Here is a 17,480-nt window from a genome sequence, read left to right as displayed (position 1 = left end):
ATTTAAAACCTCACCACTTACATATGTTGCATCAACTCCAATAAAATAAGCACATTTTGCAACTTCATTTGCTTTTCCAAATCTTCCTAAAGGAATAGTTTTTTTCAACTCTTTCATATTTGGAATATCTTTTGTCATTTCAGATTCTATAATTGCTGGAGCTAAGGCATTTACTCTTATGTTGTATCTTCCTAATTCGATAGCTAAAGTTTTTGTTAAAGCTATAATACCACCTTTGCTAGCACTATAATTTGCTTGTCCAGAGTTTCCACAAACTCCAGATATTGAAGCAATATTAACTATACTTCCATTTTTATTCATCATCATATTTTTAGACAATAATTTTGTAATATAAAAATTACTATTTAAATTTGTATTTATTACATCTTCCCATTCATCATCATTCATAAAGAAAAAAAGGTTATCTTTTATTATTCCTGCATTGTTTATTAGAACGTCAATTTCAAGGTTTTCTAAACTATTTTTTATAGAGTCTTTATTTTTTATGTCAAAAGAGATAAGTTCTCCGTTGTTATTTATCTCTTCTAATAATTCTAAAGCTTTTTGCTGGTTACTATTGTAATGAATATATACAAAAAAACCATTTTTTGCATACTCTTTTACAATCTCTTGACCAATACTTCCTGTTGCCCCTGTAACTAATACTTTTTTCATAATTTATACAAACTTTTTATTTTGAATTATTTTATAAACATTTTCTATATCAAAATCCATTCTTCTATCTTCATATAAAGGTGCTACATCTTTTCTAATATTTTCATAAATACTTTTTAAATGAGGTGAAACTAAATTTGTTCCTCTAATATCGATTGCTTGAGCCATTCCTATAAAAGCAATTGAAAGCATATTATATAAATCAGGAATCATTTTTGAAAAATCATTTGCAGCAGTTGTTCCCATAGAAACTTTATCTTGATTTAGAGATTCTGTTGGTCTTGAAAAAATTGATGCAGCAGTTGTATTTTTTATAACATCAGCACTAAGTGAACTAAGAGTTATTTGCATAGCTTTAAATCCATGATAAAAAGGTTCTTTTGAAAGTTTTAAATTTTCACCTAAACCTCGATTAAATTTATGATCAACTAAAAGAGCAAACTCTTTATCTAATAAATCTGCTAAGTTCCCAGCACAAATTTTAAGTGTATCCATAGCATGAGCTACATAACCACCATAGAAGTTACCAGAAGTATAAATTTTTTTATTTACACCATCGATTAAAGGATTGTCATTTACTGAATTTATCTCTTGTTCTACCCATTTTTTTGAAATTTCAAGGTTGTCTCTTATTACTCCTAAAACTTGTGGAGCACATCTCATAGAGTAGTTGTCTTGAATATTTAAGTCATTATCAGCGAAAAATTTATCATATCTATCATCTCTTCCATGAGTTAATTTTGAGCCTTGTATTTTTCTTTTTATATTTTGAGCACTTTGTATTTGACCACTAAAAGGTTTAGATAGATGTACAAAATCATCAACTGGAGTATCATCTCCTAAAAGCACTTCAAACATTCCCGCAACATAACTTTCCATAGAGTTTAAAATAGTTTCAAATTCTTCAATAGAATCTAATGCAATCGCACTCATTGCTGTTGTACCATTCATAATTGCAAGTGCTTCTTTAGGTTTAAAAATATAAGGAGTAATATTTAGTTCATTGTAAACCTCCATTACATCTTTTATTTCACCTTTATAGTAAACTTCTCGCTCACCTGCAACAACAGCTGCTATATAAGATAATGGAGTTAAATCTCCACTTGCTCCAACTGAACCTTGTGATGGAATAACTGGAATAATATCTTTTTGTATTAACATCTCAAGTCTTTTAAGAAGTTCTATACTAACTCCAGATTTTGCTTTGCTTAAAGAGATAGTTCTAGCAATTACAGCATATTTACAAACTTTATAAGATAGTTTTTTACCAACACCACACCCATGAAATCTAAAAAGATTAGTTTGTAAAGTTTTGCTATCTTCATAGTTTACATAGTTTTTACCACTAGCACCATATCCTGTTGTAATACCATAAATTGGTTTACCATCTTTTATTTCATTAATTAAAAAATTATGAGTTTCATTAATATGATTTTCAAAATTTTTATCTTTTGAAATCTCTATACTATCACTTTTTATAATCTCATCTAGAGTTATGTATCTTTCGTCTATTATCAAGTTTTTTACCTTTCCCAAAAATTATATAAATTGAACCACTGATTTGGATATTCTTTCACAACTTCTTCAAAGCTCTTTACATATTCAGATAAAGAGTTTGTGATAGCACTATTTTCATCTAAATTAAAATCCATTTTGATTTCTTTAGATTTTATATAGTAATTTTGTAAACCAACATTTATTACAAAAACAACCACTATTGGAGTTTTTGTTTTGTATGAAACCTTAAATGGATTTGTATTAAAAGGTGCTTTTTTTCCTAAAAATTCAAACTCTTCTGAAAATTTCTTATCTACAGCTCTATCTGCCATAAAAGCAATTGCCTCTTTATTTGAGATAGCATTTGCTATTTTTATAGAGACTTCAATAGGATTTAGTGATTGATCAATGATATTAATATTTTTAAGCGGATTATTTATAGAATTTTCAATCTTTTTTATACTAGATAAAATTACTTCTTTCATAACTATATTGATTATATTATCAGATAAAATTTTGCAATTAGTTACAGACCAACCACCAAAATGAGATAGAAGTAAAATAGAACCATTATCAACTTGTTTTTTAATAAAATCTCTATCTTCATAGCTAAATTGATATGATGTACAATCAGCTTTTGAGATAAACCTATCAACCATACAAATAGCAAACATAAAAAGATGATTATAGTAAATCTTTTTTGTGAAAGGAATATTAAGTTGCTTATAATAGATTTCTAAAGCTTTATATACATTACTAGCAAAAATAAAATAGAAAAAAGTTACAGGATACATTAAATAATAAGTAAATTTATATCCAAAAATCTTATAAAGAGTAAAAACAAGTTTTATACTCCAGCCACTTCCCCTTTGAATAGTTTTCATTATTTTTTGTTTTTCTTAAAAATATTTAAAAACATTTTTGTCCATTTTATAGGAAGCATTTGAACATGTACCCAAACAATTGCCATAGTATCTTCAAATTTTCTAAAATGGCTCACTCTATCTTCTGCTTTTGGATAATAGCACTCTATTTGTTTTTCAATTATTTCTCCACCATTCCAAGCATGTCTTACCAAAACTTCCATTTCCCAATCAAATTTTGAAGTTTTATATTGAAGATTAAGAATTGAAATAGGGTATATTCTAAAACCTGATAATGAATCGGTGATTCTATATCCAGTGTCCCAGCAAGCCCAGAAATTACTGAACCATCTGCCAAATTTTGAACCATTTGGAACGTTTGAAATATCAAAGTTTCTAGCACCAATAATTATTTGGTTATTTGATGAAATTGTATCTTGCAATTTTTTTATTTCACTTGCCATATGTTGACCATCTCCATCAAGAGTTACAAAATAATCATATCCTAACTCTTTCGCTTTTTTAGCTCCAGTTAGTATTGCTTCACCTTTTCCTTTATTTATATCGTGTCTAATAATTGTTAAATTGTCACATTTTTTTAAAATATTTGAAACAGGATTTATATAACCGTCATCTACTACAATCACTTTAAATCCAAAAGATAATACATCATCTACAACTTTTTGTATAGTAAAATCATTATTTAAAGTTGGAACAACGGCAATAATATCTCTATCTTTAAATTTCATAACTAAACTCGCTTAATTTACTATTTTCTAAATTTCTTAAAATTATTTTATACTCAACTTCATCTTTTGTTGATACAAAATATTTTATTTTATTATTTGGTTTTATTATCGATAAAAATTTTGCTTTTTTTATCTTTTTTATTTTATGCTCTAAAATATTTGAAATAATATCTATTTGAATAAATCCAGGTAAAATCTCATTATTTGGAAAATGAGCCTTGAATATTGGGTGGTCTTTTCCAGATAATTCAATAGTAAATTCATTTGAATTATTATCTTTTTTTATTTCTAAAATTTTAAATAGATTTTTCAAAAGTAGTTAACCTAGCATAATTTTTTTTGATATTTTATAATATTTTTACTTAATAGTTATTTTTTTATTAAGAGTAAAGTAGATATAATCGGGGCTTAATTTTTAACAAGGAAATATTAATTATGGAAATTTTGATAGATGATTTTAAACAAAAGTTAATAGATAGTTTAAAATTAGAAGACATTACTGTTGATGATATTGAAAACGATTCACCACTTTTTGGAGAAGAAGGATTAGGCTTAGATTCTGTTGATTCAATAGAATTAGTTTTAATTATCGAAAAAGAATATGGGGTAAAAATTAGTAATAGTTCGGATTATAAAACAATTTTTTCATCTATTAATAATCTATTAAATTACATAAATAAAAATTTAGAATAAGAAAAAATTATGGAAGAAATCTGCGATGTACTAATAATAGGTGGCGGACCTAGTGGTTCAGTTGCTGCTTGTAAATTATTAAAAGCAGGATTTAGTGTAAAAATTTTAGAAAAATTAGATTTTCCTCGATTTGTAATTGGTGAATCTTTACTTCCAAAATGTAATGAAATTTTAGATGATATTGGAATACTTGATATTATAGAAAAACAATCTTATATGCTAAAACCTGGAGCTATATTTATCGATGAAGATAATATTCAAGAATTTATAGATTTTAGAGATAACTTAGGGCAAAAACATAATACAAGTTTTCAGGTGAAAAGAGAAGAATTTGATAATATTTTGTTACAAACAGCTAAAAAATTAGGAGCTGATGTAAGACACAAAATTGAAGTTATTGATTATGATAATTCTCAAAATATAATATATGCAAAAGATGAAAATGGTTTGAAAAGTAGTTTTAAAGCAAAATTTGTTTTAGATGCATCTGGCTATGGAAGAGTTTTACCAAAACTTCTAAATCTTGATGAACCATCTGACTTAAAATTAAGAAATGCAATTTTAATGAGAATGACAGGCGAAGATAGAAGAGAAAAAGATGAAGAAGGGTTTATTGACATTGTAATTCATGATGATAATAAAGCTTGGTTTTGGGGAATTCCTTTTAGCGATGGAGTGACTTCTATTGGAATAGTGTGTGAAGAGAGTTATTTTTTGAATAGTAAACTTTCTAAAGAAGAATTTTTATTACATTCTATAAATAGTCATAAATATTTAAAAGAAAAATACAAAAATGCTAAACAAGTTGCTCCTGTACAAATTATAAATGGTTACTCAGCTTCTATTAAAAAAATGTATGGAAAAAATTTTGCTATGAGTGGTAATGCAACAGAATTTTTAGATCCAGTTTTTTCATCAGGTGTTACTCTAGCTTTGGAATCATCTTCAAGAGTTGCTTCTTTGATAATTGATCAACTAAATGGTAAAAAAGTAGACTGGCAAAAAGATTATGAAGATTATATGATGATTGGAATTAATGTTTTTAGAGAATTTGTATATGCTTGGTATGATGGAAGACTCAAAAAAATATTTTATGCTACAAATAAATCTCCTAAAATTAAACAATCTATTGCATCAATACTTTCTGGATACGTTTGGGATGAAAATAATTATTTCGTAAAAGATACAAAGAAAAAAATTGATGCTTTAGTTGTTATGTCTGAAAGTAGAAATTAATGGAGTTGAAAAACAGAGTTTTTATAAATTATTTTGATACTGTTTCTTGTGCTGGAAATAGTCCAGAAGAACTTTTTGATTCTATATTACTAAAAAAAGATACTATTACTTTAGATGCTAATTTTGTTAAAGAAAAAGTAGTTGCCATTGGAAAAATAAAAAAAGATATTGATTTAAATGAACTTTTATTTCAAAGATGTAAAAAACTTTTAGAAACTTTTGATTTAAAAGATTTTTCACAAACTCTTTTAGTTATTGGTTCTAGTGTTGGTGGGATGAATGAAACAGAAAAAGTTTATTTTGAAGATAAAAATTATAAAAATATAGATTATAAAAAACATTCAATTGATTCTATCGCTTATTTTTTAAGAAAAAAATTTAATTTTTATGATGATATATCTTTTTCAACAGCTTGTACTTCAAGTGCAAATGCTTTAGGTTATGCAAAAGAAGTTATTGAAAAAGGTATTTACAAAAATGTTTTAGTTATTGGTATTGATGCAATATCTTATACAACAGTTTGCGGTTTTTCAGCGTTAAGTGTTCTATCATCAAATCCTTGCAAACCTTTTGATAAAAATAGAGATGGTATGAATGTTGCAGAAGGTTTTGGTATTTTATTATTACAAAATGAAAAAAATAATGACTCCATAGAGTTTTTTGGAGTTGGTTACAGTTCAGATGCTCATCATATGACACAACCACATCCACAAGGTTTAGGTGCAATCGAAGCTATGAAAAATGCAATTAAAAATGCAAATATAAATAATAACGATATTTCATATATTAATGCACATGGAACAGGAACTTATGCTAATGATTTTTCAGAATTGACAGCTATAAAAACTCTATTTCAAGATAAAAAACCAAAAGTTAGTTCTACAAAATCAATTACAGGACATACTCTAGGAGCTGCTGGAGCTATTGAAGCCATAATTTGTTGTATGGTTTTGAAAAAACAAATAATTCCTTCAAATAAAGGATTAGAAGAGTTTGAAATTGAAGAAATTAACTACTCTTTGGAAAATGAAGAAAGTAGATTAAGTTATGTTCTTAGTAACTCATTTGCTTTTGGTGGAAATAATACATCTTTAATTTTTGGAATATGTAAATGAATATTAATTTAGAAATTTTAGATGCATTTTATCTTTGTGATAAAAAAGAAATAGAAAATTTAAATACAAAAGAGTTAGTACCTCAAATGGTATTTAGAAGAAGATTGACAAAAGCTTCAAAATTAGTAATTGAAGCTTTAGCAAAATTAGACTCAAAAAATAATAGAATTCTTTATGGAAGCTCTTTTGGCGAATTATTAGCATCAGCAAATATTTTAAAAGCCATATTGAATAAAGATATGTTATCTCCGACTGATTTCCAAAATTCTGTTTATAATACGGCAGTTTCTTATGCATCAATTTTATTTGAAAATAAAAAAGAGATTCTAACTATTTCGAGTGGAGATACAACTTCTTTAAAAGTTTTAAAAGCAGCAGCAATAAAATCTTTAGATAAAGATGAATTAGTATTGATTTGTAGTGAAACATTGAATATTCCTAATATTGAAGATATAAATACTTGTATAGAATATATGGAAGTTGTAGTTGCACTAAAAGTAAAATTCACTGAAGAAAAAGAAACAATGGATATTAATAATATATCTTTAATAGGTTTTCCAAAATCTATGGAACACATGATGTTCATTGCACAAAATTTTAATGATAATAATAAAAATATAATAAAGATAGATATATGATAAATTTACCACATCAAAAACCTGTAAGATTTGTAAATGATATTATAGACATACAAGATGATATTGCTCATACTTCATGTTCTTTTCCAACTATTCCTACTTTGGCTATGATTTGTGAAGCAGCCGCCCAAAGCAGTGTAGTTTTTAGTGAAGATAAAGAAGAAAAAATTGGTTTTTTAATTACATTAAAAGATATAGAATTATTAAATGATGTAATGAGTTTGGATTATAAAATTAAAATAAAAAAAGAGATATCACTAGGATCATTAAATGAATTTAGTTTTGAATTGATTGATGATAATAAAATATATGCTATTGGTAATTTCGTTGTTAAATTAGAAGAATAAAATATATGAAACTATTTTTATTTTTATTGATTTTTATTCATTATTTATATGCAGAAGAATTTTTTATAGATGAACCTATATTAGATAGTAATATTTATATAAATATTGAAGGTGATGAAAAAAAAGATGCAATAGTTTTTGTTCATGGTTTAGGTGATGAAGCTTCAACTATTTGGAAAAATAGCATTGATAAATTAAAAAATGATTACTATGTAATCACATTTGATTTGCCAGGTTTTGGAAAATCTTCAAAAGCTAATGTTGAATATACTCCAGAGAAATATGCAGAAGTTTTAGATTTTATAGTATCGAAATATCTAAATGAAAAGAAATTTTATTTAGTAGGTCACTCTATGGGTGGAGCAATTAGTTTAAAATATGCAATAAAATATCCTAACAAGTTAAAAAAACTTATGGTTATAGATTCTGCTGGAATTTTACAAAAAGATGCTTATGGAGAATTTATAGTAAAAACACAAATTAATAAAATTGTTGATGAGAATAAAAAAAGTGCATTAAATAATCAAATTTCTCAATTAGCATCAAATATTACAAGTAGTCTTACTGAAATATTACCTAAAGATTTGGGTGAAGTAGTAAGGGATGAAACTATTAGAAAAAAAGTTTTAAGTGCACCAACATCAATTGCAGCTTTAGGTGTTGTGACTGAAGATTGGTTTGATTTATATAAAATTAAAACTCCTACTATGATATTATGGGGAGAAAATGATCAAGTTACTCCATTGAGAAGTGCCTATGTTTTAAATTATTTGTTAGGAAATTCAGAATTGAATATTATAAAAAATAGTGGACATGTACCTATTATTTATTCAGAAGATGAATATTTTCAGTATTTAGACAAATTTTTAATAGAAGATATAGTTCAAACAGAAAAAAGGTATGCGCAAGCTACTCAAAATAGAGAATTAAAAAATAATAAAGGTATTTTGAGAGATTGTGCATATAAATATTTGAAGATAGTAAATTCAAATAATTTGTATTTATACAATTGTAATATTGAATATTTAAATGTTGAGAATTCAAATATTTATATAATAGATTCAGAAATAGGAAATAGCAAAGTAGCAATAAATTCTTATAATTCAACTTTAAATATCACTTCAACTGTTATAAAAGGAGAAGTTGGAATAAGCACTACAGCATCAAAATTGGATTTAGCTGGAGTTAAAATTGATTCAACGATTAATGCAATTTTGAGTAAAGGAGAAAATGAAATAATATTTTCTTTAGTTAATATAAAAAGCCCTATCACAAACAAAGTTTTTCATAAAAAAGTAATCATGAAGAACAAAGAAAAATATTAAAATCAATTCTTAGATTACCAATAAAAACTATATGAAAAAATAAATAATGTATTTACAAATAACAAAGATAAAAAATGTTAACATTATATACAAAAAATTAAAGGTTTGATATGTTAGAAAATTTGAGCAAGTTATCAACACGGGTTAAAACGGCATTTGTTTTACTTATACTTTTTTTAATAGTTGTATATATAGATTCGTATTTTTTATTTTGGTTAGTATTTGGAGCTGCACTTATGATTTCTGTTCATGAATCAAAAGAGTTATACAAATTACATAATGATAGTATTTATATTTATACATTATTATTATGGGTTGCAGTATATTTTTATCCAATGCCAATAGATTTAATTTTTATTGTTGCAATAGGTTATGCTTCACAATTAGCTTATAAAAGAACTTTAGATAAAAAGTTATTCCTTCCACTTTTATATCCAACAGCATCTTTTATATTTTTAATGACTTTATACAGTGAATATGGCGTAAAAGTTCTTCTATGGTTATTTGTTATTGTTGCAGCTACTGATATTGGAGCTTATTTTGTAGGAAGAAGTTTTGGAAAAACACCATTTTGTGAAACAAGTCCAAATAAAACTCTAGAAGGAGTATTTGGGGGAATGGCATTTGCTATTATTTTAGGAACATTAACTTCTATTAGTGAAGTTGGAATAATTGGAGCTATTATAGTTTCTGCTATTGTATCTTTATCATCAGTATTTGGTGATTTATATGAAAGTTATTTAAAAAGAGAAGCAGGTGTAAAAGATAGTGGTACTATTCTTCCAGGACATGGTGGAGTTTTAGATAGAGTTGATGGTTACTTATTTGGTGCAATAACAATGGTTGTTTTATTAAGGGTTATCATTTGATACTTCTTGGAAGTACAGGCTCAATAGGAGTTAATACTTTAAATATCGCACGAAAATTTAATTTAAATGTTGAAACTTTAGTAGCTGGAAAAAATATAAAGCTACTAAATGAACAAATAAAAGAGTTTAATCCTAAAATAGTCGTTGTCGCAAATAAAGAAGATATTTCTTTTGTTCAACACAAAAATGTATCTTTTGGAGAAACTGCTATTTTGGAAGCTATTGAAAATAGTAGTTCTAAAACAGTTGTAAATGCTCTTGTTGGATTTTTAGGATTAAGACCTACATTAAAAGCTATTGAATGTGGTAAAAAAATAGCATTAGCAAATAAAGAATCTCTTGTAGTTGCTGGAAAATTTATTGATCAAACAAAACTTAGTCCAATAGATAGTGAACATTTTGGACTTTGGTATTTACTTCAAAATAAAAAAATAGATTCTATGACAATAACTGCAAGTGGTGGTTCATTTAGAGATTATCCACTTGATAAACTTCAAAATGTTTCTATAAAAGAGGCATTAAATCATCCAAATTGGTCAATGGGAAATAAAATTACTATTGACAGTGCTACTATGACAAATAAAATGTTTGAACTTATAGAAGCTGCTTGGCTTTTTGATACAAGAAAACTTGATGCAATCATCGAAACAAAATCACTTATTCATGCAATGATTAACTTTAAAGATGGAAGTACAACAGCACATATTGCAAATGCTTCAATGCAACTTCCAATAGCTTATGCAATACTTGGGCATTGTGATGAAGAGATTTTAAAACCTGTAAATTTAATAGAAGTTGGAAATATTGAGTTTAGAAAAATTGAAGAAAATCGTTATCAAATTTGGCAACTTAAAGATGAAATATTAAATAATCTTGATTTAGGAGTTGTTTTAAATGCTGCAAATGAAGTAGCTGTTTCAAAATTTCTAAATTCACAAATAGGCTTTTTAGATATTTCAAAAATTACTATGAATGCTATAAACAAATTTCATAATGCAAATGCAAGTTCAATAGAAGATATTTTTCAAATAGATAAAGAAGTGAGAAAGTATTGTGAGTCTTGACTTATTAATTCCTTTTGGAATTTTACTTATTTTAGTAATTTATCTAATTTACACAAGAACTAAATTTGAAAAAAATCTTGTAACTTTATATGAAGATAAATTTGATAATTGGAAGAAAAATAGTTTTGTAAATATTGAAAAAAAATCACATAAAGAATTAGTTGGATTAATCTTTAGAAAAGATGATAAAATAAATATCGAATTATTAGATGAAAATGCACAGTACTTGATTAGAAAAGGTAAATTTGAAATAAAAAATATAAGGGATGAAAAAGATGAGTAAAAGAGTCTTAATACTTCATGGATTAAATGGAAGTGATTATCCTCATTGGCAGTCACAACTTGCTATGGATTTGATAAAAGAGAATTTTATAGTGTCTTTTCCTAGTTTTCCTTCAAGAGATAATCCAAAACTACAAGAATGGAAATATTTTTTAAAAAAAGAGATAAACCATTTTAAACCTGATATTGTAGTTTGTCACTCTTTAGGAAATATTTTGTGGTTTCATACTTGTGATGAACTTGATATAAGACTTGATAAATTGATGCTTGTTGCTCCTGTTAGAAATGAAGTTTTAGAAGATGCTAAAACATTTTTCCCTTATCCAATTGCAAAAGATTTAAAAGCAAATGAAATTATTATGGCAGCTTCAACAAATGATCCTTATTTAACAGTGGAAGAAGCAATAAGACTTCAATCAAAACTTAATATTGGAATGAAAATTATGGAAAATGCAGGACATATAAATGCAGCTTCTGGATTTGGAAAACTTGATTGCGCACTTGACTGGATAAAAAGAGAAGATGAGTGTGAAATAAATGAAGAGCTTAAAGAACACTAAATATGATTTTAAGCATTGAAAGCAGTTGCGATGATAGCTCAATAGCTATTACAGAAATAAAAACAAATAAATTAATCTATCATAAAAAAATATCTCAAGAACTTCAACATAGTATTTATGGAGGAGTTGTTCCTGAACTAGCTGCACGGCTTCATGTGGAAGCACTTCCAAAAATTCTTGAAGAGTGTAAAGAGTATTTTCCATTATTAAAAGCAATTGCTGTTACAAATGCTCCAGGACTTAGTGTAACACTAATGGAAGGGGTAACAATGGCAAAAGCTTTAAGTATATCGTTAAATCTTCCATTAATTGCTGTAAATCATCTAAAAGGACATATCTATTCACTTTTTATAGAAAAAAATGAAGTTTTACCTATGACTATTTTGCTGGTTTCTGGTGGACATACTCAAATTATTGAAGCAAATAGTTTAACTGATATGAAAGTAGTTGCGACAACAATCGATGATAGTTTTGGTGAGAGTTTTGATAAAGTATCTAAAATGCTTGGACTTGGATATCCAGGTGGTCCAGTTGTTCAAGAGTATTCTTTAAAAGGTGAAGCTAATAGATTTGATTTACCAATTCCTCTTAGTCAAAGTCCAAAAATAGAGTTTAGTTATAGTGGTCTTAAAAATGCAGTTCGACTTTATATTGAAAAACTTGAAAACAGTGAAGAAGGAATTAGGGAACAAGACAAATATGATATTTGTGCAAGTTTTCAAAAAACAGCAGTTGATCATATAATGCAAAAACTAAAAAAACTATTTAAACAAAAAGTTCCAAAAAACTTCGCAATTGTAGGCGGTGCAAGTGCAAATATCTATTTAAGAGCACAAATAGATGAATTATGTAAAAAACATAATATGAATTTGTATCTTAGTGAATTAAAATATTGTAGTGACAATGCAGCAATGATTGGAAGAGTTGCAGTTGAACAATATAAATTAAAAGATTTTATAAGTATTGAAGAGATAGATATACAAACAAGAATAAAGGAGTTTTAAATGGCAAGTTTAGCAGATATGTTATCAAAAGGTTTAGGCTCAAAACTTGAAGGAAATAATCACGATACCATAAAAGAGGATAAAAAAAATCCAAAAAAATCTTCAAATGAGTTAATACCTAAAAATCAACATCAATTAGTTTTCACTTACGAAAAAAGAAATGGAAAACCTGTAACTTTAGTTGGAAGATTTTATATAGAAGAAGCTGAAAAAAAAGAGGTTCTAAAACTTCTAAAGAAAAAGCTTGCTTGTGGTGGAGCAATAAATAATGAATGGTTAGAAATACAAGGTGATTTCAAAGATAAAATAAAAGAGATATTGACAAAAGATAACTGGAAATTTAGATAAAACTTAGATAACATTTTTAAGGAGTTATATTATGCAAAAGATATTTGATGAGGTAAATTCTTTAGATAAAAGATGTTATGAAGAGTTTTTTTTAAATGAAGATATTTTGATGGAACATGCAGCATCTAGTATGTGCTCTTACATTGAAGATATTTTTGAAGAAAATAAAAGTGTATTGATTGTTTGTGGAAGTGGAAACAATGGTGCTGATGGATTAGTTCTTGCTAGACTTTTACATAAAAAATTTGATGTAAATTTATATCTTGCAAGTGAACCAAAATCTTCTATGGCAAAACTTCAATACAAAAGAGTTAAAACTTTGAATATAAAAGAAGTAGATGAAGTTTTTGAAGCTAATATAATAGTTGATTGTTTATTTGGGACAGGTCTAAATAAACCTTTAGATGAAAAATATTTAAATCTAATAGATAATTTAAATTCAAATTCTTCTTTTAAAATTGCTTGTGATATTCCAAGTGGAATAAATAATTTGGGGCAAATAAACAGTTCTACTTTTCAAGCAGATGTAACTATAACAATGGGAGCACTTAAAACTTCACTTTTTACAGATTTAGCAAAAGATTATGTTGGTGAAATAATTGTATCAAATCTTGGTGTTCAAAGAGAGCTTTATGAAACACAAACTAATAAGTTTTTATTAGATGAAAATGATATGAAACTTCCTACAAGAAACAAAAAAGATTCAAATAAAGGTAGTTTTGGACATTTAAATGTAATACTTGGTTCTAAAAAAGGTGCTGGAATTATCGCTTCTAATGCAGCTTTTGGATTTGGTGTTGGGCTTGTAAGTGTAGTTTGTGATGAAAATGTAGATTTACCTTATCATATTATGCAAACACAAAATATTAGCCAAAATTGCACAGCTATTGCTATTGGAATGGGTTTGGGAAAATATGATGAAAATAAAATAAAAGAGATTTTAAAAAAAGATGTTCCAAAAATTATAGATGCTGATCTGTTTTATGATGAACTAATACTTGAAGTATTAGATAAAGAAGTTGTTTTAACTCCTCATCCAAAAGAGTTTGTTTCTTTATTGAAACTTTCTGGAATCGCTGATATATCTGTACAAGAGTTACAAAATAATAGATTTTTATATGTAGAAAAGTTTTCAAAAAAGTATCCTAAAACAGTTCTTCTTTTAAAAGGTGCAAATGTAATTATTGCTCAAAATGAAAAATTATATGTGAATAGTTTTGGAAGTGCAGTTTTAAGTAAAGGTGGAAGTGGTGATGTTTTAAGCGGTCTTATAGGCTCTCTTTTAGCTCAAGGTTACAAACCTCTTGATGTAGCAATAAGTGCAAGTTTAGCTCATACTTTAGCGGCAAAAAATTATAAAAAAAATAATTATGCTCTAAGTCCACAAGATTTAATTGAAGAGATAAAAAATCTATGAAAACTATTATTATTCAAACAACTTGCAGTTCAGAAGAAGAAGCTGAAAATATCGCAAAAATATTAATAGAAGAAAAATTTGCTGCTTGTGTACAGTTAAGTCAAATAAAATCATTTTATAATTGGGATAATCAATTTTGTAGTGATAAAGAAACACTTTTAAACATAAAAACAAGAAAAAAGCACTTTAAGAAAATAAAAAGTAAAATAAAAGAATTACATAGTTATGATGTGCCTGAAATTATTCAACTTGATATTTCAAAATCAAGTAAAAAATATTTAAAATTTATAAAGGATAATACAATATGAATGATATTTTAAAAATAGGTAAATATGAATTAAATAGTAGATTAATTGTTGGAAGTGGTAAATATAAAGATTTCCAAACAACGAAAGAAGCAACACTTGCAAGTGGTAGTGAACTAATAACAGTTGCTATTAGAAGAGTGAATATTACAAATCCAAATGAAGAGAATTTACTGGATTATTTCAAAGATACAAATGTAAAATTTTTACCAAATAGTGCAGGGTGTTTTACAGCTCAAGAAGCAATTACTACTTTTAGATTGATGAGAGAAGCAACTGGAATTGATTTAATAAAATTAGAAGTTATTGGTGATGCACAAAAAACTTTATATCCTGATGTAATTGAGACAATAAAAGCTTGTGAAATTTTAAAAAAAGATGGTTTTACAATTATGGCATATACAAGTGATGATCCAATTATTGCTAAAAGATTGGAAGATGCAGGAGCTGATGCTATTATGCCATTAGCTGCTCCAATAGGAAGTGGACTTGGTATTCAAAATAAATATAATATAGCATTTATTAGAGATGCAGTAAAAGTTCCAGTTATTGTTGATGCAGGGATTGGTTGTGCAAGTGATGCTTCAATAGCTATGGAATTAGGAGCTGATGCTGTTTTAGCAAATAGTGCAATCGCTTGTGCTCAAAATCCTATACAAATGGCAGAAGCTATGAAATATGCTGTTATTGCAGGAAGACTTGGTTATAAAGCTGGAAGAATCCCTAAAAAACCGTATGCAACAGCAAGTTCACCAATTGACGGATTAATACAGTTTTAACGTATTTTAGAAGTAATTTTGGATTTTCCCATTATTTCTTCTAAATACTCTTGACAAAATCTAAAATATATAATATAATTCCGTCCACTTTTTGTGAAACTTCTTTATTTGTCGGGGCGTAGCGCAGTCTGGTTAGCGCACCTGGTTTGGGACCAGGGGGCCGGAGGTTCGAATCCTCTCGCCCCGACCATTTTAATATTAACTTGTGGTAGGTATAGCTCAGTCGGTTAGAGCATCGGGTTGTGGTTCCGAGGGTCGTGGGTTCGAGCCCCATTACCTACCCCATTAAATTTTTTTAGAGTGCTTCCATAGCTCAGCTGGATAGAGCAACGCCCTTCTAAGGCGTAGGCCGTACGTTCGAATCGTACTGGGAGTACCACTTTGCGGACGTGGTGAAATTGGTAGACACGCCAGACTTAGGATCTGGTGCCTCACGGTGTGAGAGTTCGAGTCTCTCCGTCCGCACCACTTTTGAGCGGGAGTAGCTCAGTTGGCTAGAGCTTCTGCCTTCCAAGCAGACTGTCGCGAGTTCGAGTCTCGTCTCCCGCTCCATTTAAAAGCCTTATATAAGAAGTTTTTTTACTTTTTGTGTAAGGCTTTTTTTAGCTTTATTTTTTAATGCTTCCATAGCTCAGCTGGATAGAGCAACGCCCTTCTAAGGCGTAGGCCGTACGTTCGAATCGTACTGGGAGTACCACTTTATGCGGGAGTAGCTCAGTTGGCTAGAGCTTCTGCCTTCCAAGCAGACTGTCGCGAGTTCGAGTCTCGTCTCCCGCTCCAAAATTTTAATAAACATTTTTCAATATAAGTAACATTAAATTGAGTTTATTTTTGATTTTAAATTTTTGAAAATGAAGCTATTTTTTATTAGAAAAATGCATAATACTTTCTAAATCATCAATAACAGCTTTAAAAAACTTATTCACATCTTTTTTATTTGTACTATTTTCTTTCAATTTTGAATAACCACCACCTAAAGGGATAGTATTATAATTTTCATCAGAAAAAAATCTATTTTCATATATTAAGAACTTATTTGCTTTTTCATCAATATCATATATACTTATATCTGTAAACCCACTTGAAACAGAGCAAAGTCCATTTGTATTATTATCTAATCTAGCTAAACTTTCAAATCTTATTGGTTTAATTACTAATAGTTTTTTTGCATTTTTTATATCTGTTACCTTAATATTTTTGATTTCTAACAAGTTTATAAATTTATCTGTAATTAAAATCTCATTAAAGTATATTGAACTATTAAGTTTACAAATTTCAAGATATTTATTTTTGGGTATAGTTTGATGTGTTTTTAATGAAACTTGATATATTAATTCAATGTCTGTTTGTAAACTAATAACAGCAATTTCATCTAAAATTTTATAGTTTTTATTAAATGAAGTATTATCTATTTTTTTATAACAGCCACTAAAATTAATTATTGTAAATAAAATAAAAATTAGATAAATAAGTTTTTTCACAATAACTCTTTTTTTATGTATTTAAAAAAGTTTAGCTAAAAAAGCATTAGATAGAGTGTAAAACTCTATCTAATTTAGAAATTAAGCAATAACCGCTAAAGTTTGACCTTCTTCAACAGAAGAAGAAGGTTCAACTAAGATTTTAGAGATAGTACCAGAAACAGGAGCAGTAATGTCAATTTCCATTTTCATAGCTTCTAAAATCATAATTTGTTGATCTTTTTCAACTCTAT

The 17,480-nt window shown here is 27.4% G+C and carries 22 protein-coding genes and 7 tRNA genes; 22 read left to right on the top strand and 7 right to left on the bottom strand.

Annotated features, from left to right (window positions below):
* From B0175_RS04640 to B0175_RS04620, 5 genes are all read right to left on the bottom strand, one after another.
* A partial coding sequence (locus B0175_RS04640; protein WP_108527494.1) for an SDR family NAD(P)-dependent oxidoreductase occupies positions 1-675 on the bottom strand: 675 nt, incomplete at its 3' end.
* 3 nt (positions 676-678) lie between these two features.
* On the bottom strand, positions 679-2,193 hold the full coding sequence (locus B0175_RS04635; protein WP_228156066.1) for an HAL/PAL/TAL family ammonia-lyase: 1,515 nt from the start codon (positions 2,191-2,193) through the stop codon (positions 679-681).
* 5 nt (positions 2,194-2,198) lie between these two features.
* Positions 2,199-3,056 (bottom strand): lysophospholipid acyltransferase family protein, encoded by an 858-nt coding sequence (locus tag B0175_RS04630; protein ID WP_108527492.1) that lies wholly within the window; start codon positions 3,054-3,056, stop codon positions 2,199-2,201.
* Entirely contained in the window at positions 3,056-3,784 is a 729-nt protein-coding gene (locus tag B0175_RS04625) for a glycosyltransferase family 2 protein (protein ID WP_108527491.1), read from the bottom strand. The genes B0175_RS04630 and B0175_RS04625 overlap by 1 nt, the downstream gene beginning before the upstream one ends.
* A complete protein-coding gene (locus B0175_RS04620) occupies positions 3,774-4,097 on the bottom strand; it encodes a hypothetical protein (RefSeq protein ID WP_108527490.1) in 324 nt (107 codons plus the stop codon). Before B0175_RS04620 ends, B0175_RS04625 begins: the two co-directional genes overlap by 11 nt.
* Positions 4,098-4,219: 122 nt before the next feature.
* Here B0175_RS04620 and B0175_RS04615 point away from each other — a divergent pair, with 122 nt between their 5' ends.
* The 22 genes from B0175_RS04615 (at position 4,220) to B0175_RS04510 (ending at position 16,546) form a co-directional block, all read left to right on the top strand.
* On the top strand, positions 4,220-4,477 hold the full coding sequence (locus B0175_RS04615; RefSeq protein ID WP_108527489.1) for a phosphopantetheine-binding protein: 258 nt from the start codon (positions 4,220-4,222) through the stop codon (positions 4,475-4,477).
* Between the two features lie 9 nt (positions 4,478-4,486).
* Positions 4,487-5,713: an NAD(P)/FAD-dependent oxidoreductase gene (locus B0175_RS04610; protein ID WP_108527488.1), complete on the top strand. Its 1,227-nt coding sequence runs from the start codon at positions 4,487-4,489 to the stop codon at positions 5,711-5,713.
* On the top strand, positions 5,713-6,828 hold the full coding sequence (locus B0175_RS04605; RefSeq protein WP_108527487.1) for a beta-ketoacyl-[acyl-carrier-protein] synthase family protein: 1,116 nt from the start codon (positions 5,713-5,715) through the stop codon (positions 6,826-6,828). The genes B0175_RS04610 and B0175_RS04605 overlap by 1 nt, the downstream gene beginning before the upstream one ends.
* Positions 6,825-7,466 carry a beta-ketoacyl synthase chain length factor gene (locus tag B0175_RS04600; RefSeq protein WP_108527486.1) on the top strand — a complete coding sequence of 214 codons (642 nt, stop codon included), beginning with the start codon at positions 6,825-6,827 and terminating at the stop codon, positions 7,464-7,466. Before B0175_RS04605 ends, B0175_RS04600 begins: the two co-directional genes overlap by 4 nt.
* Positions 7,463-7,813, top strand: a complete 351-nt coding sequence (locus tag B0175_RS04595; RefSeq protein WP_108527485.1) for a hypothetical protein — start codon at positions 7,463-7,465, stop codon at positions 7,811-7,813. The genes B0175_RS04600 and B0175_RS04595 overlap by 4 nt, the downstream gene beginning before the upstream one ends.
* Before the next feature lie 5 nt (positions 7,814-7,818).
* Positions 7,819-9,138, top strand: a complete 1,320-nt coding sequence (locus tag B0175_RS04590; RefSeq protein WP_108527484.1) for an alpha/beta fold hydrolase — start codon at positions 7,819-7,821, stop codon at positions 9,136-9,138.
* A 110-nt stretch (positions 9,139-9,248) separates the two neighbouring features.
* On the top strand, positions 9,249-10,007 hold the full coding sequence (locus B0175_RS04585; protein ID WP_108527483.1) for a phosphatidate cytidylyltransferase: 759 nt from the start codon (positions 9,249-9,251) through the stop codon (positions 10,005-10,007).
* A complete protein-coding gene (dxr, locus tag B0175_RS04580) occupies positions 10,004-11,071 on the top strand; it encodes a 1-deoxy-D-xylulose-5-phosphate reductoisomerase (protein WP_108527482.1) in 1,068 nt (355 codons plus the stop codon). The genes B0175_RS04585 and dxr overlap by 4 nt, the downstream gene beginning before the upstream one ends.
* Positions 11,061-11,354: a hypothetical protein gene (locus B0175_RS04575; RefSeq protein WP_108527481.1), complete on the top strand. Its 294-nt coding sequence runs from the start codon at positions 11,061-11,063 to the stop codon at positions 11,352-11,354. The genes dxr and B0175_RS04575 overlap by 11 nt, the downstream gene beginning before the upstream one ends.
* The gene (locus B0175_RS04570) at positions 11,347-11,913 is read left to right on the top strand and encodes an RBBP9/YdeN family alpha/beta hydrolase (protein ID WP_108527480.1); all 567 of its coding nucleotides are present in this window, start codon (positions 11,347-11,349) and stop codon (positions 11,911-11,913) included. The genes B0175_RS04575 and B0175_RS04570 overlap by 8 nt, the downstream gene beginning before the upstream one ends.
* Before the next feature lie 2 nt (positions 11,914-11,915).
* Positions 11,916-12,917, top strand: a complete 1,002-nt coding sequence (tsaD, locus tag B0175_RS04565; protein WP_108527479.1) for a tRNA (adenosine(37)-N6)-threonylcarbamoyltransferase complex transferase subunit TsaD — start codon at positions 11,916-11,918, stop codon at positions 12,915-12,917.
* Positions 12,918-13,265 carry an SUI1 family translation initiation factor gene (locus B0175_RS04560; protein ID WP_108527478.1) on the top strand — a complete coding sequence of 116 codons (348 nt, stop codon included), beginning with the start codon at positions 12,918-12,920 and terminating at the stop codon, positions 13,263-13,265.
* A gap of 31 nt (positions 13,266-13,296) precedes the next feature.
* Positions 13,297-14,682: an NAD(P)H-hydrate dehydratase gene (locus B0175_RS04555; protein ID WP_108527477.1), complete on the top strand. Its 1,386-nt coding sequence runs from the start codon at positions 13,297-13,299 to the stop codon at positions 14,680-14,682.
* On the top strand, positions 14,679-14,990 hold the full coding sequence (gene cutA, locus B0175_RS04550) for a divalent-cation tolerance protein CutA (RefSeq protein WP_014468017.1): 312 nt from the start codon (positions 14,679-14,681) through the stop codon (positions 14,988-14,990). Before B0175_RS04555 ends, cutA begins: the two co-directional genes overlap by 4 nt.
* Positions 14,987-15,766, top strand: coding sequence for a thiazole synthase (locus B0175_RS04545; protein WP_004510235.1), 780 nt, complete (start codon positions 14,987-14,989; stop codon positions 15,764-15,766). The genes cutA and B0175_RS04545 overlap by 4 nt, the downstream gene beginning before the upstream one ends.
* A gap of 112 nt (positions 15,767-15,878) precedes the next feature.
* Positions 15,879-15,956: transfer RNA gene (locus tag B0175_RS04540), tRNA-Pro, on the top strand.
* 18 nt (positions 15,957-15,974) lie between these two features.
* Positions 15,975-16,051: transfer RNA gene (locus tag B0175_RS04535), tRNA-His, on the top strand.
* A 17-nt stretch (positions 16,052-16,068) separates the two neighbouring features.
* Positions 16,069-16,145 (top strand) — tRNA-Arg (locus B0175_RS04530).
* A 4-nt stretch (positions 16,146-16,149) separates the two neighbouring features.
* Positions 16,150-16,234: transfer RNA gene (locus tag B0175_RS04525), tRNA-Leu, on the top strand.
* A gap of 7 nt (positions 16,235-16,241) precedes the next feature.
* Positions 16,242-16,318 (top strand) — tRNA-Gly (locus tag B0175_RS04520).
* 68 nt (positions 16,319-16,386) lie between these two features.
* A tRNA-Arg gene (locus tag B0175_RS04515) sits at positions 16,387-16,463 on the top strand.
* Positions 16,464-16,469: 6 nt separating this feature from the next.
* A tRNA-Gly gene (locus B0175_RS04510) sits at positions 16,470-16,546 on the top strand.
* Positions 16,547-16,623: 77 nt separating this feature from the next.
* On the opposite strand, the gene B0175_RS04505 is transcribed toward B0175_RS04510, so the two are convergent.
* Together B0175_RS04505 and B0175_RS04500 are read right to left on the bottom strand one after the other, a co-directional pair.
* Positions 16,624-17,247 (bottom strand): hypothetical protein, encoded by a 624-nt coding sequence (locus B0175_RS04505; RefSeq protein WP_108527476.1) that lies wholly within the window; start codon positions 17,245-17,247, stop codon positions 16,624-16,626.
* An 81-nt stretch (positions 17,248-17,328) separates the two neighbouring features.
* The coding region (locus B0175_RS04500; protein WP_108527475.1) for an acetyl-CoA carboxylase biotin carboxyl carrier protein subunit at positions 17,329-17,480 on the bottom strand (152 nt) is incomplete at its 5' end.

The organism is Arcobacter lacus (assembly GCF_003063295.1).
In the GTDB taxonomy this organism is placed as follows: Bacteria; Campylobacterota; Campylobacteria; order Campylobacterales; family Arcobacteraceae; genus Aliarcobacter; species Aliarcobacter lacus.
This window is presented reverse-complemented; position numbering and strand designations above follow the sequence as displayed.

What these genes read in the sequence shown, in the direction of transcription:
- B0175_RS04630 (WP_108527492.1), bottom strand. Translation starts at nt 3,056, where the DNA reads ATGAAAACTATTCAAAGGGGAAGTGGCTGGAGTATAAAACTTGTTTTT.
- B0175_RS04625 (WP_108527491.1), bottom strand. Translation starts at nt 3,784, where the DNA reads ATGAAATTTAAAGATAGAGATATTATTGCCGTTGTTCCAACTTTAAAT.
- B0175_RS04615 (WP_108527489.1), top strand. Translation starts at nt 4,220, where the DNA reads ATGGAAATTTTGATAGATGATTTTAAACAAAAGTTAATAGATAGTTTA.
- B0175_RS04610 (WP_108527488.1), top strand. Translation starts at nt 4,487, where the DNA reads ATGGAAGAAATCTGCGATGTACTAATAATAGGTGGCGGACCTAGTGGT.
- B0175_RS04605 (WP_108527487.1), top strand. Translation starts at nt 5,713, where the DNA reads ATGGAGTTGAAAAACAGAGTTTTTATAAATTATTTTGATACTGTTTCT.
- B0175_RS04600 (WP_108527486.1), top strand. Translation starts at nt 6,825, where the DNA reads ATGAATATTAATTTAGAAATTTTAGATGCATTTTATCTTTGTGATAAA.
- B0175_RS04595 (WP_108527485.1), top strand. Translation starts at nt 7,463, where the DNA reads ATGATAAATTTACCACATCAAAAACCTGTAAGATTTGTAAATGATATT.
- B0175_RS04590 (WP_108527484.1), top strand. Translation starts at nt 7,819, where the DNA reads ATGAAACTATTTTTATTTTTATTGATTTTTATTCATTATTTATATGCA.
- B0175_RS04585 (WP_108527483.1), top strand. Translation starts at nt 9,249, where the DNA reads ATGTTAGAAAATTTGAGCAAGTTATCAACACGGGTTAAAACGGCATTT.
- B0175_RS04570 (WP_108527480.1), top strand. Translation starts at nt 11,347, where the DNA reads ATGAGTAAAAGAGTCTTAATACTTCATGGATTAAATGGAAGTGATTAT.
- tsaD (WP_108527479.1), top strand. Translation starts at nt 11,916, where the DNA reads ATGATTTTAAGCATTGAAAGCAGTTGCGATGATAGCTCAATAGCTATT.
- B0175_RS04560 (WP_108527478.1), top strand. Translation starts at nt 12,918, where the DNA reads ATGGCAAGTTTAGCAGATATGTTATCAAAAGGTTTAGGCTCAAAACTT.
- B0175_RS04555 (WP_108527477.1), top strand. Translation starts at nt 13,297, where the DNA reads ATGCAAAAGATATTTGATGAGGTAAATTCTTTAGATAAAAGATGTTAT.
- cutA (WP_014468017.1), top strand. Translation starts at nt 14,679, where the DNA reads ATGAAAACTATTATTATTCAAACAACTTGCAGTTCAGAAGAAGAAGCT.
- B0175_RS04545 (WP_004510235.1), top strand. Translation starts at nt 14,987, where the DNA reads ATGAATGATATTTTAAAAATAGGTAAATATGAATTAAATAGTAGATTA.